Below are 19164 nucleotides of genomic sequence, written 5' to 3'. Positions count from 1 at the left end.
AAGACAAAGAGGCAACTATGAATATTCAAGCATTGATGCAACAAGCACAAACGATGCAAAAGAAAGTCGAAGCAAACGTTGAAAACGCCAAAAAAGAGCTGGCTACTAAAGAAGTACAAGCCGAAGCGGGTAGCGGTCTGGTAAAAGTCACTATGACAGGTCGCCATGTGGTCAAACGTTTGACCATCGACCCAAGCCTGTTGGAAGATGAGCCAGATATGATTGAAGACTTGATCGCTGCGGCCATCAATGATGCAGTTCGCCAAGCCGATGAGCTCTACGAAGAAACCATGGCTGGCGCGACCTCAGGCATGGGTTTACCGCCAGGTATGCAAGGTCTGTTCTAAATAACGGTTTTTAGGCATAAAAACTGCCGCTTGAACACAAAAATGGGGTTGTTATCGACACGATACGACCCCATTTTTATAGCTACGATTTATAAATTAAGTTAAATAAAGGAAGCTACTTTGCTGACAGCCAAATTTGATCAGCTGGTCAAACAGCTGCGTATTTTGCCGGGCGTGGGTCAAAAAAGCGCCCAACGTATGGCGCTGCATTTGCTCACCAAAAAACGTCCGCAAGGCATGGCACTGGCGCAGGCGCTTGATGAGGCGATGCGTGAGATTGTCGAATGCCAGCGCTGCCATAGTTTTAGTGACGAGGCGATTTGTCCATTATGCCAAGACCCAAGGCGTGATGATGGCTTGCTGTGCGTGGTCGAAACTGCGGCAGACGTGATGGCTATCGAGCAAACGGCGGGTTACCGTGGGCGTTATTTCGTCTTAGGTGGTCACTTATCGCCAATAGACGGCATCAGCGCCGACGATTTAAATATCGACCAGTTGGTCTGGCGGGTAAAGCAAGAGCCGGTTGAAGAGTTGATTTTAGCGACTGGTACGACGGTCGAAGGTCAAACCACCGCCCACTTTATTAGTGAAGCGGTCAGCCGTCATGTCAATAAAATTACGCGCTTGGCGCAAGGCGTACCGATGGGCGGCGAGCTTGAATATCTTGATAGTATGACCCTTGGGCAAGCGATGCAAAATCGCTCATTTTTATAATGTAGTCCATTAAAAGTAAAACTGTCATAAGTTTTGCGGCGATACAGGTATCACTGCTTTTTTAAAACAAAATTTTGTTCATCTGATTTTATGATATTGTTATAATTCTTTTTTCATTTTATTAAGGCGCGGTTTAGCGTTTTATTTTCTTCTATTTAAGCAGGTATCTGCCCGTGTCAAACCATGTTTCAACATTTTCAAGCGCTCCAACCGCCTCTACTCAATCAAGTACTCCCAAAAATGCCGTTAGTGATGACAATTTAGTAAAGCAAGCAATAAATAGTGATACACAAGCAGCAGATTTGCCGCCAGAGCCTGATATCGATGCCTTGTTAGACGCCGCCGATGACGCCGCTGTCACTTGGATACGGCAGCAAGAGGATTTGGCTGAAGTTATCGAAGCGTTGGCAACCTGCGGGCGGGTGGCGTTAGATACCGAATTTATCAAGCGTGATACCTACTATCCGCGTTTGGCACTGGTACAGCTCAATACTGGTAACCATGTATATTTATTGGATGCGCCGCAGTTGCAATTGGCTGAGCTGTGGCAAGCGTTGGCTAAAGTGGACGTGGCGATCTGGCATGCATGCGGCGAAGATTTAGGGATTTTTTATCTGTTGTCTGGCTGTCCGCCATTGACCAATATTTTTGATACGCAAATTGCGCTATCGTATTTAACCGGGCAGTTGCAAATGGGCTATCAGCAGGCGCTTGATGAGCAGTTAGATATGCACATTGATAAAGAGCAAAGCCAGTCTGATTGGCTACAGCGTCCGTTGTCAGATGAGCAAGAGCAGTACGCGATAGATGACGTACGCTTTTTGCCCGCGCTTTATTTGAGCCTTGAGTACGAGTTAAAAAAGCGAGGTCTGTTTGAACATGTATGGGCGGACTGTCAGCTTTATGCCAAGGATTTATATGACGCCCAGCATATGGCAGATGATGAGATGTACCTAACGATGGCAGATTATCGTTATACCTCGGAGCAAATGGCGATATTGCAAGCGGTTGCGACATGGCGCGAGGAGCTGGCGCGCGCGACCAATCAGCCGCGCACCTTTGTGATCAAAAAACAAGCCATGCGTGAAATCATCACGGAAAAACCCAGCAGTATGCGCGAGCTTGTGCATAAAACCACCATGCACCGCAGCATGCTACGCTTATATGGTGAAGAATTGCTAAAGGTGATTAAAGAAGCAAAAAACCTGCACTCTGCTGAGCATCCAGATTGTCTGTTGCCGCCGTATCGCTCAAAAAATAAAATACTGTCAAAAGCGGTACAACAAGCAATCGATGAGCAAGCCAAAAAAATTGGCGTACCGGCCAATGTCTTGATGCGTAAAAAGTGGCTCGCGCAGCTCTATGAAGTGATTGCCTTTGATAAAGATTTAAGCGAGCTACCAGAAGGGCTAAAAGGCTGGCGCAATGACTGGGTTATACAAACCTTGAAACCGGTGATTGAGCAGCACAAAACTGAGTTGCAGCAGGGTATGGGCATAAAAGCTTAAGACAATCTTATCTATGAGGTTTGGTCAGTTAGCGTTTGTAATGTCTGAGCATTTTTAGCGTTTAAACTGTCCATATTGCAAAAAATAAATGGTTTGCTCAGCCACCGTTTTATCGACCAACATACCTGTATGCGAGACCGGCAAGACGATGTGATCCGCCGCCGCATCAATTTTGGTTTCTTCGACATATACCGTGCCATCATGTAGCAGATGTTCTGCCGATGTTGCGTTTTCTGCGTTACGCAGTTTGCGATTATGGTATTGCAGAAATAATTGTCCCAGACCATAAGGGCGATTACCGGCAATCACGCCTAAGCTAATATGCTCTGGTAACGGCGCAACCGTTCCATCTAGTGCATCAACATATGAGCGTCCCACTACAGCTGGCGTCAAGCGCCAAATATAATCGGCACAAACGCTGCCCACATGCGGTGTTCCCAGTGTCACGCAGCGGCCAATCTGCCATTTTGGATACTCAGCGACAAAATCACGAATAATCAAACCGCCTAAACTATGACCGACCAAATCGATTGGCTGGTCAGGGTGGTGATGCTTTTCTAGCCAGTCATGTAAGCGGGCGCTATTGGTTTTGATGCCGTCTCGCATACTACGATAGCCATATTGATACGTATCAAATCCTGCTGTTTGTAAGCGTTTGGCAAGTGGGCGCATAATCCACGCCGTTTGATGGAGACCGTGAATAAGAATAACGCGGTTTTTTTGTTGCATGCTGACTTCCATTAAAAATGACATCCATTAAAAACGTACGGTTAACAACTTGATGATATGGTATTGGTATGGATAGTATAGCGCTAAATATCTTAAGCAAAATAAAAACCTCCAAATCAGCTACTGACTTGGAGGTTTTTTATAGCCATTATTTATTCGTTTTTAAAACTACATATAGTTTTCGATGCTTGGGCAAGAGCACATCAGGTTCTTATCTCCATAAGCGTCATCAACACGTGCCACGCTCGGCCAGAACTTATGAGCGCGGATGTATGGTAGTGGGAAGGCGGCGGTATCACGGCTGTACGGATGCGACCATTCGCTGCTAGTAATCATTGCAGCGGTATGCGGCGCATTGACCAGTGGATTGTCCTCTAACGTCCAACCATCTTCACCAGCTTTGGCCTTCATAGCCTCAGCTTTGATAGATTTAAGTGCACTGATGAAGCGGTCCAATTCCTCGACAGACTCAGACTCAGTTGGCTCGATCATCAATGTCCCTGCGACAGGGAAACTCATGGTTGGTGAATGGAAACCATAATCCATCAAACGCTTGGCGATATCGCTTTCAGTGATGCCAGTTTCTTCTTTTAGTGGGCGAATATCGATGATACATTCGTGCGCAACGCGGCCGTTTTTGCCCGTATAAAGGACAGGGTAGTGGTCTTTTAATTGCGCCGCGACATAGTTGGCATTTAATAGCGCAAGTTCAGTGGCTTTAAGCAGGCCATCACGCCCCATCATGGTGATGTACATCCATGAGATTGGCAGGATGCTTGCTGAACCATAAGGCGCTGCCGATACCGCTGAGCAGTCTTTTTGCGCATTATGCACAGGGCTTAGGGTATGGTTGGCCATATATGGTGCTAGGTGCGCTTTCATGCCGATAGGGCCCATACCGGGACCGCCGCCGCCATGCGGGATACAGAAGGTTTTATGCAAGTTCATATGTAGCACGTCTGCACCAACATCGGCAGGCTGCATCATGCCAACCTGCGCGTTCATGTTGGCGCCATCCATATAGACTTGGCCGCCATGTTTATGAATCAAATCACAAATATGACGAATGCCTTCTTCAAACACGCCGTGCGTTGATGGATAAGTGATCATCAAGGCACCTAAACGTGCGCTATGCTCTTCACATTTCGCGGTCAAATCATCAATATCTACGTTACCGTTATCGTCAGTTTTAACGACGACGACTTGCATACCCATCATCATGGCCGTAGCAGGGTTGGTACCGTGCGCCGACTGCGGAATCAAGCAAACATCACGCTCAGTTTCGCCCAATGACTCATGATAGCGGCGAATGGCGAGCAGGCCAGCGTATTCACCAGAGGCGCCCGAGTTTGGCTGCATAGACACTTCATCAAAACCAGTGATGGCTTTTAGTTGCTCTTGCAAGCTATCAATCATGGCAATGTAGCCAGTCACTTGACCGCGCGGCGCGAATGGATGCACATTGGCAAATTCAGGCCAGGTGATCGGTAGCATCTCACTGGTAGCGTTTAATTTCATGGTACAACTGCCCAGTGAAATCATGCTACGGTTCATCGCCAAATCTTTGTCTTCCAGCGACTTTAAGTAGCGCAGCATTTCATGCTCGGTGTGATGCGAGTTAAATACCGGATGGGTCAAGATATCGTCGGTACGTAAGTGCTCGTTAGCAAGAGAAACACGCGCTTCTGTAGGTAAGTCATGCGCTTTACTGACAAACAACTGCGTTAGCACCTTAAAGTCTGGCGCATCGCTGGTTTCACTAAAGGCGACGCTCAGTTTAGTCGTGCCAAGACGCCATAAGTTATAGCCAATATTGTCGGCATTTTCAAAAATTTGCGTCGCCAGTTTTTCTGAACCACAATCAATAAGCACGCTATCAAAGAACTGGTCATGGACGACTTTTAAATTGCTGTCGGCGGCATTTTTGATCACATCAGCAAAGGCGGTCGCAAAGGCGTGGATACGAGTCGCGATACGCTTGACGCCATTTGGACCATGATAAACGGCGTACATACCAGCTAGGTTGGCAAGCAAGACCTGTGACGTACATATGTTTGAGTTGGCTTTTTCGCGGCGGATATGCTGCTCACGAGTTTGCAGCGCCATACGTAGCGCGGTATTACCCTGCGAGTCTTTAGAGACACCAATAATACGGCCAGGTGCTGAACGTTTGGCTTTATCAGAGAAAGCAAAGTAGGCAGCATGTGGACCACCAAAGCCCATCGGGATACCAAAACGCTGGGTGCTACCCAATGCCACATCGGCGCCCATATCGGCTGGCGATTTTAATAGTACTAAGCTCATGATATCACTGACGACGCTGACGTAAGTTTTGTTTTCCTTAACGGCAGCAATAACGTCGGTTAAGTCTTTTACGTCGCCTTCAACACCGACGTACTGGAAGATAGCGCCAAAGTAATCGCCTGATTTAGCGGTTTCGAAATCACCGACGACCACATCCCAGCCAAAGTACTTGGCACGCGTGTTAATGACGTCTAGGGTTTGCGGATAGATACGCTCATCCACAAAAAACTGGTTTGATTTGCTTTTGCTCACACGCTTTGACATGGCCATCGCTTCAGCTGCTGCGGTTGCTTCGTCAAGTAATGACGCGCCAGCCATCTCCAAACCGGTCAAATCAATACAAACTTGCTGGAAGTTTAATAGCGCTTCTAGGCGACCTTGGGCGATTTCGGCTTGATAAGGCGTATAAGCAGTGTACCAACCTGGGTTTTCTAGGACGTTACGCTGAATCACCGCTGGCATGCGCACTGGCGAGTAACCTTGGCCGATATAGCTTTTGTTGACCGTGATATCGTCTGCCATGGTACGCAATTTAGCAAGCGCGGCGTGCTCACTCATTGCCACGGGCAAATCTAGCTCTTTATGCATGCGCACAGGCTCAGGCACGGTATCATTGATAAAGCTTGCCATGTCTTGATAGCCAACAGCATTTAGCAGGTCGGCTTGCTTGGCATCGTTTGAGCCTAAATGACGATAGACAAATTCAGCTTCGTTGAATAAACCTTGAAAGGTATCAAACGTTGGGTTTTGCGAGATAGTCATAACAATCCTTGGTTAAGGGATGAGAAAGGAGATGGCTAAAATATTGGTTTGTGATTTTACACGTACGGTTTTAGACGTAATGGACGAACTGGTCTTGGTCAAAGCGGAACTGGCTGTTGTAAATGCCATTATCAGCGCGCTCGCCAGCCCCAATCATCATAATGATATGGTGATCGTCGCTTAAATGTAATAAGCGCTTCATCGCAGGCTCATCAAAGCCGCCCATTGGACAGCTATCAAAACCGTGCGCGCGCAGGGCGAGCATGAGATTTTCGGCTGCTAAGGCGGTATTGTTGGTTGCCCAGTTTTTGGTATCTTCAAAGGTATAATAAGGCGATTTAATCGGACCTTTGACGCGTCTGATAACTTGCGTCGCGCCCCATTTAGCCGCTGAGATGACATTGACTGGTCCTCGTAAGAAGTCCATAGCAACAACTTTGGTATAGTAATCCTTGACCTTCTTTGGCACAGGCGTATCCGGATACTCGCGTAATATTTGCTTAGCATGGTCGTGCCAAACGTCGGTACGCGCAACGACCGCAATGAGGCGTGCTGAGGTTTTTGCCGCGTTTTGATTCATGCAATTTTTTACCGCGCGTTTGCGCTTATCGGCATCATCGATGACATAAAATTCCCACGGCTGTAGATTACTTGAGTTTGGAGCAAGCATGGCCAAGCGCAGACAATCTGCTAATACGTCATCAGGTATCTTGGTGTCGGTAAAGCGACGCACGGAACGACGCGATTCAACCACCTCGCGAAAGGCTTGCAGCTGCGGGGTATTATCAGGCGTGGCGATGGTTACTTGATTGTCAATGCTATCAGTGTCAGAGGTCATAGGAGAATCCATGCTGGGATTGAGTGCTCGACTAGTTTTATTTATTGAGGCGTTGTTAAAAAATTACGGCTCATAAATAAAACAAATAAATGGGCTTGCGCTCGCAATTTATAACTGAGCGACAGGCATTTTAGAAAAAAGCGCACAGATACCAGCTGACGCCAATATCTGCCATAACAAGTTGTGTTTTTTACTATTAAAAATAGGGGTATTTAAATAAAAATAGTGATATTTAAATCAAATACTGCTTTTAGACACGAATATTAAACCAATATTACAGCTCGTTTTCGTACTCATCAGCGGTCATTAGCGCTTCGTAGTCAGCGATGTTGTCAGGCTTAATTCTAAAGAACCAACCTTCGCCGTATGGATCTGAGTTGATGATTTCTGGATCATCTTCTAATGCTTCGTTGATGGCAACCACTTCGCCTGAGATAGGCGCGTAAACGTCAGAGGCGGCTTTTACGGATTCAACCACAGAGATTTCGTCATCGACCGCGATGACGTCACCCACGTCTGGCAATTCAACAAACACCACGTCACCGAGTAGGTCTTGAGCATGGTCAGTGATACCAACAGTAATCGTACCGTCGTCTTCTAGGCGTAGCCACTCGTGGCTGGCGATGTATTTTAGTTCTGCTGGGATGTTGCTCATGGTCTCTCTCCTAAATGATAGAGAAGGGTTAATAAAAAAGGGACGCTCATAATAAAATTTATCAGGGATATCAGTCAAATTGCTGCTTGCCATTCCGCACAAAGGGTAGCTTGACGACGCGGACGTCAACGAATTTACCTTTACCGCGCAAGTCGACCTGTACGCTATCGTCGTCAGATAAGCTCGCAGGTACGCGAGCAATGGCAATTGAGTTTTTTAGGCTAGGGGAGAAAGTACCACTGGTAATAAGGCCAGTTTGCTCATTGTCTGTGCCTTGGTTGATGGTCACGGTCATGCCCTCACGCAAGACGCCGCGCGTGGTGAGCAGTAAGCCAACTTGCTTCATGGCCGTATTGTCGTCTTTTGACTGCTGACGTTTGTTCACTAAAGCTTCACGGCCAACAAAGTCACGCTCATCTTTTAGCGCCAGTGTCCAGCCCATGTTGCACTCGTAAGGACTGGTATCTTCGTCCATGTCATGACCATAAAGGTTCATGCCCGCTTCCATACGCAAGGTATCACGTGCGCCAAGGCCGGCAGGTTTGATACCACTGGCTTTTAATTGCTCAAAGAATGCTGGGGCATCATTGCCATGCATGATGACTTCAACGCCATCTTCACCCGTGTAACCCGTGCGAGCAACAAACCAATCTGCGCCTTCGATATCGGTTAAATCGGCACCAACAAAAGGCTTAAGCTCAGCTAAAGTATCTGCCCAATTTGGTTTAATTTGTGCCAATTTCGCAACGGCATTTGGTCCTTGCACGGCAATCATGGCCAGCTCTGGACGCTCGGTGATAGTAATATCAAAACCTTCGGCGACTTTATGAAACTGAGCCATGTCTTTATCGCGGGTCGCCGCGTTTGAAACGATACGGTACTCGGTAGCGTCTTCATTCATTAGGTAAACGATTAAATCATCAATAACGCCGCCTGCTTCATTAAGCATCGGAGAGTAAAGTGCTTTACCAACGGTTTTTAGTTTAGCGACATCATTGGCAAGGAGCTTTTGCAGCCATGCTTTGGCATCAGAGCCTTTAATATCAGCAACAACCATGTGCGAGACGTCAAACATACCGGCATCGGTACGCACCGCTTCGTGCTCTTCGATTTGTGAACCATAATGGATTGGCAATTCCCAACCAGAGAAATCGACCAGCTTGCCATCACTATCAACATGAGACTGGTAAAGGGGCGTGCGCTTAGGCGCTGAAGTATTAGCAGCTTGAGAGCTTTCGCTTTGAGAGCTGGCGCTTTGAGAATTGGCATTTTGAGTGTCGGTCATAACAAATCCTTATGGGTACATCAGTGATGCTCGATGATAAGTATTAAAAACAGGTATCAAAGTAGCAGGGCAGATGTGCATTATCATAGTAGTGAGCAGCAATCTTGCAGGGCGCAAGCATTGCAACCAAGGGTCGTACAAAAAAAATAGAACAATTAGCCAAACAGACGCCAAGCGTCGGTTTAAGCAAAAGCCCTATCTGTCCTGTAACCTGAGATTTTCAACACGAACCATCATTGTAATTTTTTAAAGCAAAAGCCTTAAAAAGTCCAAGCAAATGATGCCGCATTTTCTCCCCTTCGGTGGGTAAGACGTCGTCCGTCCTTACCGCTCTCCAGATTTGTTATGCCTTATGTTTGCATGTGCTAGGCAAGTGATACTAGCAATAAAACAGTTGTGGCATATGTTTTTCAGTCCTTTTACCTGAGCGATTGGCAGGGTGTATGCGCCTTCGGTGGTCATCAAGCAGTTATCAGCGCGGCTCGTAAATGTAAGCGCACTTAATATCATGCCTAAGACTCTCTCCTGAAAAACGCTTTTATTATGAAAGGTTCAGACCGCTTTTACAAGCCATCTACGCCATTAAAGTCGAGAATGTTGCTAAAAATGACTTTTTATCAAATTAATTGCTAAAAGTATGAGCAAATGACGCGCATTAATAGGGATGAGATAGGTTGATTTTACAGCGGTTTACCATAGCAGAACGTAAAGCGACTACTGATATTTGTCCTAAATATGCTAACCTATGGCCATAGTCTCTGATAGGTTATTATTATGCACTGCGATATTTATAAATTTCCCAAACACGACGACATGTACGTGTACATTGCCCGTCCGGATTACCCTGATGATACCGACGAAATTAAAGATTGGCTGGGGGTGCTACCAAAAGAGCTGCGTGCAAGCTTAGGACGTAGTCAGTTTGTCATGCATTTAGATTTGGCAGCCACGCCAAAACTTGCGCGCGTTGATAAAGAAGAAGTGCTGGCAAAATTAAAATCACAAGGATACTTTGTGCAATTACCGCCGCAAGACGTGATGCGCCGTCAAGCAGAGCTGCGCGCCCGCGAGGCACAGAACAATATTTACGATTAATGTACTTTTTGCAGTTAATACATTACAGCTTATACATGTTGCTTAAAGGCGTTAACCAGCGCTTTTTCTGCAAAAGTTTATTGGGCAGCATTGGCGCAAAGGCGCAAAGGCGCAAGAATACGCGATAAAAAAGCGACTAAACATTTGCGCTCATGCATTTTGGTAGAAAGTCGTGATAAACTAAACGTTATTAAACACGCATAATCAAGTTCAGATATCGATTATGTATTTTGTCGCACTTTTGGTCTGACAAAACATACCCTATACCGTTAGACGCCTTGTGCGCCAATGGTAATAAACGCAGGTAATGAAACACGCATGGATTGGTTAAAAGGCATTATAGACAGCTTACCGATGGACGCTATCAGTGATATTCTCGGTGAGATTACAATTTGGTGGGGGCAACTGGTAAAAGACGTGCCGCCCGCAGACTTACCTATGTATGCGTATCTTGGCGGCGTGATTATCGTTTTGATACTCTGGTTACTGGTTGCTCGTATTTTGCCGCGCCCACTCGGTGGTATGAGCTGGATGCTGTTGTTTGCCGTTTTGCTCGCGCCTGGTACGGCCCTTGGCGACCCTAGCGTGATTGCGCCGGCTAGTATCAGCGTCGTTTATGCAATTATGATGAAAGACATGGCTGGCGCGATTACGAATATGCTGCCGATTTTGGTGGTGTTGGTCGTGGGTTTATTTGTGGGTTTCGTTTGGCAACTGATTCGCGGTGCGTTTGAGTCAAGTTTGGATAAAGCGCGCAGCCGAACGGCAGAAGATGCGCAAGCGACTGCCCAATTGACGACGGGAAATTACTTAGCAGACAATGCCAATTTAACAGAAACCTCTGATCATGCAGTCTTAATGGCTGAGCAAAAGGCAGCTAAGCCCGAGAAAACTAAGCAGGAAAAAATGGAGCAAGGAACCATCAAGCCTGATACTGACGTTAATTTAAAAAAAGACCGCAAATAATAGACCTATTTGGCTTTTTGCTTGATATTCTTACTAAAATAAAAGACACCCTGCGTGTCTTTTTTTATACAAGTGCATTTGCTTTTGGACGCCAATAAGCGGTTATTAAAAATAAGTCGTTATTAAGCTAAACCATATTTGCTAGTCATTGCTTTATTAGACATTGCCCTGTTAGTCAGTGCGAACGCATGAGTATTTTGGCAATCAATCGGGCTGTGCTAATCTAAATGAATGTTTATCTTCATTTATCTTCAAGCGATTTTCTCTAAATCTTTTACGACTTTCAAAACCTTTAGTAGATAACAATAACTGAGAATATATTATGACCACAATTGATAAAACGAAAAAAAGCTTTACCGGCACGCAAAACTATATTGCAACCGATGATTTGCAGCTGGCAGTCAATGCGGCGATGACGTTACAAAAGCCGCTACTGATTAAAGGTGAGCCGGGGACAGGTAAAACCTTACTCGCCGAAGAGGTGGCGGAGAGTTTGGGTATGCCGCTGATTACGTGGCATATCAAGTCAACCACCAAAGCCGAGCAAGGTCTGTATGAGTACGATGCGGTATCGCGCTTGCGGGATTCGCAGTTGGGTGACGACAAGGTGTATGAGATTGGCAACTATATCAAGCCCGGTAAACTGTGGGAAGCTTTTACGAGCAGCGAGCACAGTGTGTTATTGATTGATGAAATTGATAAGGCCGATATCGAGTTTCCAAACGATTTACTGCATGAGCTTGATAAGATGTCGTTTTACGTTTATGAAACGGGTGAAACCATCACCGCCGAGCAGCGTCCGGTGGTGATTATCACCTCAAACAATGAAAAAGAGCTGCCGGATGCGTTTTTGCGCCGCTGTTTCTTCCATTATATCGACTTCCCAGATGAAGCAACCATGCGTCAAATCATTGAGGTGCATTTCCCCAATATCCAAGAAAAACTGGTCAATGATGCGCTCGATATTTTTTATAAGCTGCGTAATATACAAGGCCTTAAAAAGCCGCCATCGACGTCGGAATTGGTCGATTGGCTAACGCTACTATTGGCCGATGATATGGCACAAAACGAGCTAGAAGAAAACTTGCGCGGTGAAAAGTCTATCCCGCCGCTATATGGTGCGCTACTGAAAAATGAAGCCGATGTGAGTTTATTGCAGCGTTTTGCCAATATGATGCGTCGTTAAGCGCTACATTCGTTGTCGTAATTAAAGTAATTAAGCGGTGTAATTCGTAACTATATCAGCCAATAAGTGATGCGTATTTTATGTTTATCAAATTGTTCTATACCCTGCGGACTTACGGCGTGCCGGTCAGTACGCGTGAGCTGCTTGACCTAAACGCTGCCTTAGATCAAGGGCTGATGATGCAGCCGCATCCTGAAAATCCAGAGCTATCTACTTTTACCAGTCGCGAGGATATGTATCGATTGATTCGGCTTTGTATGGTCAAAGACGAGCGCCACTTTGATAAATTTGACCGTGCTATGGCAGATTATTTTGAGGGCGTCGATAGCCTTGATATGGATGAGCTGCTGGCAAAGTTGACGGACATTCCTAAAGAGTGGCTAGATTTAAAGCTTGATCCAAAAAATCTGACCGATGAGCAACGGCGTTTGCTAAAAAAATACGGCTCATTAGAGGAGCTGATGAAGGCGCTAGAAGAGCGTCTTAAAGAGCAAAAAGAGCGTCATCAAGGTGGTAGTAAATGGGTCGGCACTGGCGGCACATCACCATTTGGTGCTTATGGTGACCATCCAGAGGGCGTGCGCGTCGGCGGAGAGTCGCGTAAACGCAGCGCCGCCAAAGTATGGGAGCAGCGTAAATATCGCAATCTTGATGATGACAATCAGCTTGGCACGCGCCAAATCCAAATGGCTCTGCGCAACTTGCGCCAATTTGCCCGTACGGGTAGTGCCGATGAGCTAGACATTCACGAAACCATTAAGCGCACCGCCAAAAAAGGTGTGCTCGATATTCATATGCAAGCTGAGCGCCGCAACCGCGTTAAAGTGCTGATGCTGTTTGACGTCGGCGGTAGTATGGATATCCATGTTGAAGCACTAGAAAAACTGTTTTCTGCCGCCAAAAATGAATTTAAAACGCTAGAGTTTTTTTACTTTCATAACTGCTTATATGATTACGTCTGGAAAGATAACAATCGACGCCACAGCGCACCGATGCCAACGTATGAGCTGCTCAATACGTATGGCCGCGAATATCGGGTGATATTTGTCGGTGATGCGTCAATGTCGCCGTATGAGCTGATGACGGTTGGCGGTAGCGTGGAATATATGAATAATGAAGCGGGTATCGTCTGGCTAAAGCGGGTACTGGCGCATTTTGATAAAGTCGCTTGGCTCAATCCTGAAAATCCTGCTTATTGGCAGTATACGCAAACCATCGTCGAGATTAAAAAACTCTTCGATAATAAGATGTATCCGATGACTTTACATGGCGTGGAAGAGATGACCAACTATTTGGCGCGCTGATTGATGATGGAAAGAAATATTTTCTTTATTTACTGTATAAACACTCATAAAAATAGCCGTTATAAAATATAGCGGCTATTTTTTCGTTTCTATTTTTACATTCCTAATCTTTTGTTTCTATCAGCCCAATCATCACGCCCATCTCTTTTTTATCATGCTTATCGATGGTCGGCGCATAGAGCGCCGAAGCGATGCCGCCATCCAAAAATAAGGCATTTGGACAATGTAAGTCATCCTTAAACAGCGTAGCGAATTGATAAAAGCTCACTGGCTCCTCGCTATTAACAAATTGTAGGCTACCATCACTGCAAACGCCGGCGCCATTACGCAGCTTGATTGAGGTACTGTCAGGGTTAAGCTGCGGATGAATGGTATTATCGATGACCAGCATGGGGCCTGATTGCGTGGCATACCAAGGGTGGACATTGCTATTTTTGAGTTGGTTATCTAGCACTCTGCTTTCGGTAATCTGTACCTTGCCAGACTTATCCCACCACAGCACGCCATTGGGCAATAAATGAAAGTTGCCGCCGCCTTCTTTGATGTTTAATGCGCGTCGCTCTTCACCTTTGATGACGGTATAGCCAATTGGGGCATAATTCTCATTATACATGCCCGCATTCATGGCAAAATCTAAGGTTTGGTTAGAGGGCAGTGCCGCTAGCAAGGCATCAAAAGTCAGTAGCGGCTGGTTGGTAGTAGCACTGTTATCGTCCTGTTGCCAAAATAGCTGCAGTGAGTAGCGCGTATCGGCCAGCACCTTTTCGTTAATACGGCAAACGCTATAAGCAAAGGGCGCGCTTTGCGACTGACATGACCAATTTTCGCTGTCACTGCTTATCGCGTCGTTGTTTGTCTCATCTGTCGGCTGGCAAGCGCTAATGCTTACTACCATCAGCCCCGCCATAATTTGAGACGATAACGTCAAAAAAGGAGTTGTCATGAACACGTCTTCTTTATAAAAGCCGTTAAGCCTTGAGTTTAGGACAATATTTTAAGCAGATTTAGATTTTTAATCGTCAATTTCGGGAATATCACGGACGGTATTATTGACATTTCCGATCAATCGGCCATCATCTGTTATTACCGCAAAACTGCCAAGACCATGTTCAGTCGAAGGGCTAGGCTCCTTGCCTTTGTTACGAGAGTCCTTATTATAGGCAATCAGTGCCTCATTGTTGGACAAAAAGCTATCAGCACTCGCCATCACCCACATCTGGTTGAAGACATCAGCGCGCGCACTGACATCTAATAAAGCGCCTTCATCAGCAAAGTAATAAAATTTAGACAACAATTTTATCTGGCCGTCATCTAAGCGCCGAGCAATATGATAAGGCTGAAGCTGACTTGGATGTTGAAGCCCTACAGCGCCCACGATACTGGCCAGCGATTTCAGCGTGTTTTTATGGAAGTTTGCTACGCGCTCGGCTTTGCTAGGAACATCAAGCGCCTTTTGGCGATACGGGTCTTGAGTGGCAACGCCAACAGGACAAGTATTGGTGTGACATGATCGCGACTGGATACAGCCAACCGCAAACATAAAACCGCGCGCCGAGTTACACCAATCAGCACCTAGCGCAATCATTCGGGCAATATCAAACCCTGAAACGATTTTGCCGCTGACCCCAAGCTTGATTTTGTCACGAATTCCCGCACCAACCAAGGTATTGTGAACCAGTAAAAAACCATCTACCATCGGCATTCCGACGTTGTCCATAAATTCAACGGGCGCCGCGCCTGTGCCGCCTTCTGAGCCATCAATGACGATAAAATCAGGGTAGTTGTCTTTTTCTATCATGGCTTTAACGATGGCCATAAACTGCCAAGGCTGGCCAATACACAACTTAAAGCCGACTGGTTTTCCACCAGACAAATCGCGAAGCTGCTGCCAAAAATCTACCAGCTCGAGCGGGGTACTAAATGCACTGTGGGAAGAAGGTGATACACAGTCTTTGCCCATAGGGACGTGGCGCGTTTCGGCAATCTCTTGTGTGATTTTTTCTGCAGGGAGGACGCCGCCTTGACCAGGTTTAGCACCTTGCGAGAGTTTAATTTCAATCATTTTGACTTGTGGATCCACCGCTTTTTCGGCAAACAACTGAGGGTCGAAATTACCGAACTCATCGCGGCAACCAAAATAACCCGTTCCCAATTCCCAAATCAAATCGCCACCAAATTTGCGGTGGTAAGGGCTAATAGCGCCTTCGCCAGTGTCATGAGTAAATCCCCCCATTTTGGCGCCTTGGTTAAGCGCCATAATCGCATTGGCAGACAAACTACCAAAACTCATCGCTGAGATATTAAACACTGACATATCATGAGGCTGTTTGCAGCGCTCGCCGCCAACAATGATTCGAAAATCTTTATTTTCTAACGGTTGGCTGACTGCTGATTGTAAAAACCATTCTTTACCATGCGTATATAGGTTGTCAAGCGTTCCGAAGGCATTGGTGTCACTGACGTTTTTGGCCCGTTGATACACCAAAGCACGTTGCTGGCGAGCAAATGGTACCTGCGCCTTGTCATCTTCTAAAAAGTACTGGCGAATTTCAGGACGAAAATCCTCAAGTACATAACGAATGTGACCAGCAACGGGATAATTTTTTAAAATGGCATGTTTTGACTGTAGCAAATCATAAACGCCAAGTGCAACACCAATACCACCCAAAAAGACTAGCCATCCATTCATCAATAATAGCCCTGACAAACATAGCAAGATTGCAGCAGCAAATGTGCTATAACGCAAAAGTAAGCTGACCAGATAAGGAGAATCATGTTTTGGCTTTGGATTTAGATTGGTACGAGATTGGGGCATAACGATACTCAACAGTGTTACGTAAATAATAAAAACGCGATGATAAAAAACAAAGTATCCATAAAAAAATAACCATGTCATAAACATGGTTATTAAGAATAGATTAAATACTTAAATTTATCGCGTACATCATACACATATGATATCACTGCGACGGTTTAATTGGGTAACAGAGTGCTAATTTTGCGCTCAAAATAACAGTTTTTAGACGTAAATGGCTTTGCTCAATTGTTTTAAGCAAATTTTAATGAGGTTTGTAGCGCTGCATTGTTTACCCCAATGCTTTTATGATTGATATTTACGTCAACTTTAACGCCTCTCACCCTTTCACACAAACCACCTGCCGCAGCGTGTGCACCACTTCGACCAAGTCGCTTTGCGCTTGCATCACATCATCGATGTCTTTATACGCTGCTGGAATTTCATCAATGACTTCGCTATCTTTTCGGCATTCGACGCCCTTAGTTTGGGCGATTTGATCGTCTACCGTAAAGCTCTTTTTGGCTTCAGTACGCGACATGATACGGCCCGCACCATGCGAGCAAGAATGGAAGGATTCTGCGTTGCCTTTGCCGCGCACGATAAAGGACTTTGCGCCCATGGAACCTGGAATAATGCCATACTCACCAACGCGGGCGCGCACTGCGCCTTTACGGGTGACAAATACTTCTTCGCCGTAATGCTCCTCTTTGGCCACATAATTATGGTGACAGTTTACCGCTTTAACTTTCGCGTCAAAGGGCTTGGTGACAATCTTGCGTAGCGCTTTAATGGCATTTTCCATCATGATTTCACGGTTTTTAAAGGCAAATCGCTGCGCCCAACCGACCGCAAACCAATAGTCATCAAAGTACTGCGCCCCCTCATTAAAATAGGCCAAATCTTTATCCGGCAAATTGATAAAACTCTGACGCATATCCTCGCGCGCCAACTCAATAAAGTAGCGCCCGATGGCATTACCCACGCCGCGCGAGCCTGAATGCAGCATAATCCACACCTGATTGGCCTCATCCAAGCACACTTCGACAAAGTGATTACCGGTGCCAAGCGTACCTAAATGGTTGAGGTTATTGGTGTTTTTAAGTTTAGGGTGCTTTTGGATGATGTAGTTAAAGTCATCGACCAGTGTTTGCCAGCCGTCTTTAACCGTATGATCAGGGTTTGACCACGCGCCGATATCGCGATTCGAGCCGCGGCCACGTGACTTGCTACGACCATGGGGAATGGCTTTTTCAAGCTCTGTGCGCAGACCGCGTAAGTTATCAGGTAAATCATCAGCGCTTAGGGTCGTTTGCACCGCCATCATGCCGCAGCCGATATCGACACCGACTGCCGCAGGAATAATCGCTTCTTTGGTCGGCAACACCGTGCCGATAGTCGCGCCAATGCCAACGTGCACATCAGGCATCACCGCAAGCCACTTATAAATAAACGGCATTTGCGCCGCTTTTAACAGCTGATCGTGCGCTTTTGGATCGACAGGGACACCCTTTGTCCAAAGCTTTATGGGAGCGCCTCCATCTTGAATGCGGTTATAAGTGGTGGTATGAATGTTTGTATGAGTGGTTGGTTGCATATGTATTTACCTCACTTTTATCCCAATGATAGCGATAGATGGCGTAAATGTTCGCTACGATTTGCACTGAAATTTGTCGCATTTGTAGCATGGGTTTAACGGTTTGCTTGAATGAGCTTAAGTGTGTTTTCTAAGCACCGCGTCCAACCCGTTCAGCCAACGCCTGCAATTTAAGCACCATTGCCGCCGCATATTCTTCCGCTTTCCAATTGGCACTTGGCACGCTGGCGTTAAGCGAATATGCATATTGCCCAGTGGCAACATCGTACACCCCAACGGCTACCGCCAATATATCGGTAGAAAACTCCCCATCCGATACCGTATAACCATATTTTGCATAATGCTCTGTTGCCTCAGCTAGGGCTATCTGCGCGTGGTCATACTCTTCTTTTGATAAATGCGCTTGTAGATTATTACGAATCACGGCCTGTCTTGCAGGCGAGCTTGCGGCATAAAAAGCGCGACCAATGGCCGTGCGTGCGACGGGCACGGCTGAGCCGACTTGCAAATTGACGGACAGACGCGCGGGGCTACGACAGCAAGCGTGATAGCGCATTTCGCCTTCGACTTCGGTTGCCAAATTTACCGACACTTCATTGTCACTGGCAAATTGCCGCAGCAATGGCTCCGCTGCCGCCACCATGTCATGACGACTCCACGCGGTCGCGCTGAGACGCACCGCATTGCTGCCCAATTGATACTGTCCATGTTCCGTCGCGCGTAAAAAACCAAGCGTGGTCAAAGTATGAATAAGCCGAGTAATGGTGGCTTTTGGCAAAGTGGTCATTTGACACAATTGCTGATGACTAAGCTGCTCATGCTGCTCAAAGGCGGCTAACAACGTCAGTCCACGCCCAAGAGCGGTGACAAATTGCCGATCATTACTATCTTTACTGTGCTCAAGAACGCCAATTATACGATTCAATAACGGTAGGGCAGCGGATACATTTTTTGTCATTTTATGCTCATTTTTTTTGATAAAGGTTTACAGCGTCATAAAACTTTGCTTAAATAGATTCATATTATGAAACTTAGTTTCGCACAGCGGCACATGCAAGTCAATAACCTGTGCAGTCAATT

16 protein-coding genes and 2 riboswitches are annotated in these 19164 nt (G+C 46.2%); of the genes, 7 read left to right on the top strand and 9 right to left on the bottom strand.

All coding sequences use genetic code 11. From position 1 onward, the window contains the following. The first annotated feature begins 17 nt into the window (after positions 1-17). From B4240_RS04165 to B4240_RS04155, 3 genes are all read left to right on the top strand, one after another. Positions 18-347 (top strand): YbaB/EbfC family nucleoid-associated protein, encoded by a 330-nt coding sequence (locus B4240_RS04165; protein ID WP_200662832.1) that lies wholly within the window; start codon positions 18-20, stop codon positions 345-347. Between the two features lie 120 nt (positions 348-467). Continuing rightward, a complete protein-coding gene (recR, locus tag B4240_RS04160) occupies positions 468-1061 on the top strand; it encodes a recombination mediator RecR (RefSeq protein WP_200662831.1) in 594 nt (197 codons plus the stop codon). Between the two features lie 173 nt (positions 1062-1234). Next, the gene (locus B4240_RS04155; protein ID WP_296236981.1) at positions 1235-2569 is read left to right on the top strand and encodes a ribonuclease D; all 1335 of its coding nucleotides are present in this window, start codon (positions 1235-1237) and stop codon (positions 2567-2569) included. 54 nt (positions 2570-2623) lie between these two features. On the opposite strand, the gene B4240_RS04150 is transcribed toward B4240_RS04155, so the two are convergent. The 5 genes from B4240_RS04150 to gcvT form a co-directional block, all read right to left on the bottom strand. Then, on the bottom strand, positions 2624-3298 hold the full coding sequence (locus tag B4240_RS04150) for an esterase/lipase family protein (protein ID WP_296236980.1): 675 nt from the start codon (positions 3296-3298) through the stop codon (positions 2624-2626). Positions 3299-3466: 168 nt separating this feature from the next. Beyond that, the gene (gcvP, locus tag B4240_RS04145; RefSeq protein ID WP_296236979.1) at positions 3467-6364 is read right to left on the bottom strand and encodes an aminomethyl-transferring glycine dehydrogenase; all 2898 of its coding nucleotides are present in this window, start codon (positions 6362-6364) and stop codon (positions 3467-3469) included. Between the two features lie 70 nt (positions 6365-6434). Further along, positions 6435-7202 carry a nitroreductase family protein gene (locus tag B4240_RS04140; protein ID WP_296236978.1) on the bottom strand — a complete coding sequence of 256 codons (768 nt, stop codon included), beginning with the start codon at positions 7200-7202 and terminating at the stop codon, positions 6435-6437. 274 nt (positions 7203-7476) lie between these two features. Then, positions 7477-7857, bottom strand: a complete 381-nt coding sequence (gene gcvH, locus B4240_RS04135) for a glycine cleavage system protein GcvH (RefSeq protein WP_296236977.1) — start codon at positions 7855-7857, stop codon at positions 7477-7479. A gap of 70 nt (positions 7858-7927) precedes the next feature. Continuing rightward, the gene (gene gcvT, locus B4240_RS04130; RefSeq protein WP_296236976.1) at positions 7928-9142 is read right to left on the bottom strand and encodes a glycine cleavage system aminomethyltransferase GcvT; all 1215 of its coding nucleotides are present in this window, start codon (positions 9140-9142) and stop codon (positions 7928-7930) included. 189 nt (positions 9143-9331) lie between these two features. Then, positions 9332-9490: riboswitch (glycine riboswitch) on the bottom strand. Between the two features lie 53 nt (positions 9491-9543). After that, a riboswitch (glycine riboswitch) is annotated at positions 9544-9680 on the bottom strand. Between the two features lie 236 nt (positions 9681-9916). Between gcvT and B4240_RS04125 the strand changes: the two genes are divergently transcribed. From B4240_RS04125 to B4240_RS04110, 4 genes are all read left to right on the top strand, one after another. Then, complete coding sequence (locus B4240_RS04125; RefSeq protein ID WP_296236975.1) at positions 9917-10237, top strand: YcgL domain-containing protein; 321 nt, start codon at positions 9917-9919, stop codon at positions 10235-10237. Between the two features lie 318 nt (positions 10238-10555). Then, positions 10556-11203 (top strand): hypothetical protein, encoded by a 648-nt coding sequence (locus tag B4240_RS04120; protein ID WP_296236974.1) that lies wholly within the window; start codon positions 10556-10558, stop codon positions 11201-11203. Between the two features lie 322 nt (positions 11204-11525). Continuing rightward, on the top strand, positions 11526-12389 hold the full coding sequence (locus tag B4240_RS04115) for an AAA family ATPase (protein ID WP_296236973.1): 864 nt from the start codon (positions 11526-11528) through the stop codon (positions 12387-12389). A gap of 80 nt (positions 12390-12469) precedes the next feature. Then, entirely contained in the window at positions 12470-13693 is a 1224-nt protein-coding gene (locus B4240_RS04110) for a vWA domain-containing protein (RefSeq protein ID WP_296236972.1), read from the top strand. A 103-nt stretch (positions 13694-13796) separates the two neighbouring features. Here the strand turns inward: B4240_RS04110 and B4240_RS04105 are convergent, their stop codons facing one another. From B4240_RS04105 to B4240_RS04090, 4 genes are all read right to left on the bottom strand, one after another. Further along, entirely contained in the window at positions 13797-14636 is an 840-nt protein-coding gene (locus B4240_RS04105) for a phosphodiester glycosidase family protein (protein WP_296236971.1), read from the bottom strand. Positions 14637-14705: 69 nt separating this feature from the next. Then, the gene (locus tag B4240_RS04100; RefSeq protein WP_296236970.1) at positions 14706-16508 is read right to left on the bottom strand and encodes an FMN-binding glutamate synthase family protein; all 1803 of its coding nucleotides are present in this window, start codon (positions 16506-16508) and stop codon (positions 14706-14708) included. Positions 16509-16827: 319 nt separating this feature from the next. Next, on the bottom strand, positions 16828-18084 hold the full coding sequence (locus B4240_RS04095) for an RtcB family protein (protein WP_296236969.1): 1257 nt from the start codon (positions 18082-18084) through the stop codon (positions 16828-16830). A gap of 130 nt (positions 18085-18214) precedes the next feature. After that, on the bottom strand, positions 18215-19042 hold the full coding sequence (locus B4240_RS04090) for an IclR family transcriptional regulator (RefSeq protein ID WP_296236968.1): 828 nt from the start codon (positions 19040-19042) through the stop codon (positions 18215-18217). Positions 19043-19164 lie beyond the last annotated feature (122 nt).

Source organism: Psychrobacter sp. UBA5136, assembly GCF_002414005.1.
GTDB lineage: Bacteria > Pseudomonadota > Gammaproteobacteria > Pseudomonadales > Moraxellaceae > Psychrobacter.
The sequence above is the reverse complement of the archived record's forward strand: the minus strand, read 5'-3'. Positions and strand labels throughout refer to the sequence as shown.

Bases quoted from the DNA above. Each gene is read 5' to 3' on its own strand.
- B4240_RS04120 (WP_296236974.1), top strand. From the start codon at position 10,556: ATGGATTGGTTAAAAGGCATTATAGACAGCTTACCGATGGACGCTATC.
- B4240_RS04095 (WP_296236969.1), bottom strand. From the start codon at position 18,084: ATGCAACCAACCACTCATACAAACATTCATACCACCACTTATAACCGC.
- B4240_RS04110 (WP_296236972.1), top strand. From the start codon at position 12,470: ATGTTTATCAAATTGTTCTATACCCTGCGGACTTACGGCGTGCCGGTC.
- gcvP (WP_296236979.1), bottom strand. From the start codon at position 6,364: ATGACTATCTCGCAAAACCCAACGTTTGATACCTTTCAAGGTTTATTC.
- B4240_RS04105 (WP_296236971.1), bottom strand. From the start codon at position 14,636: ATGACAACTCCTTTTTTGACGTTATCGTCTCAAATTATGGCGGGGCTG.
- B4240_RS04150 (WP_296236980.1), bottom strand. From the start codon at position 3,298: ATGCAACAAAAAAACCGCGTTATTCTTATTCACGGTCTCCATCAAACG.
- B4240_RS04115 (WP_296236973.1), top strand. From the start codon at position 11,526: ATGACCACAATTGATAAAACGAAAAAAAGCTTTACCGGCACGCAAAAC.
- B4240_RS04125 (WP_296236975.1), top strand. From the start codon at position 9,917: ATGCACTGCGATATTTATAAATTTCCCAAACACGACGACATGTACGTG.
- B4240_RS04165 (WP_200662832.1), top strand. From the start codon at position 18: ATGAATATTCAAGCATTGATGCAACAAGCACAAACGATGCAAAAGAAA.
- B4240_RS04140 (WP_296236978.1), bottom strand. From the start codon at position 7,202: ATGACCTCTGACACTGATAGCATTGACAATCAAGTAACCATCGCCACG.
- gcvT (WP_296236976.1), bottom strand. From the start codon at position 9,142: ATGACCGACACTCAAAATGCCAATTCTCAAAGCGCCAGCTCTCAAAGC.
- gcvH (WP_296236977.1), bottom strand. From the start codon at position 7,857: ATGAGCAACATCCCAGCAGAACTAAAATACATCGCCAGCCACGAGTGG.
- B4240_RS04100 (WP_296236970.1), bottom strand. From the start codon at position 16,508: ATGCCCCAATCTCGTACCAATCTAAATCCAAAGCCAAAACATGATTCT.
- B4240_RS04090 (WP_296236968.1), bottom strand. From the start codon at position 19,042: ATGACAAAAAATGTATCCGCTGCCCTACCGTTATTGAATCGTATAATT.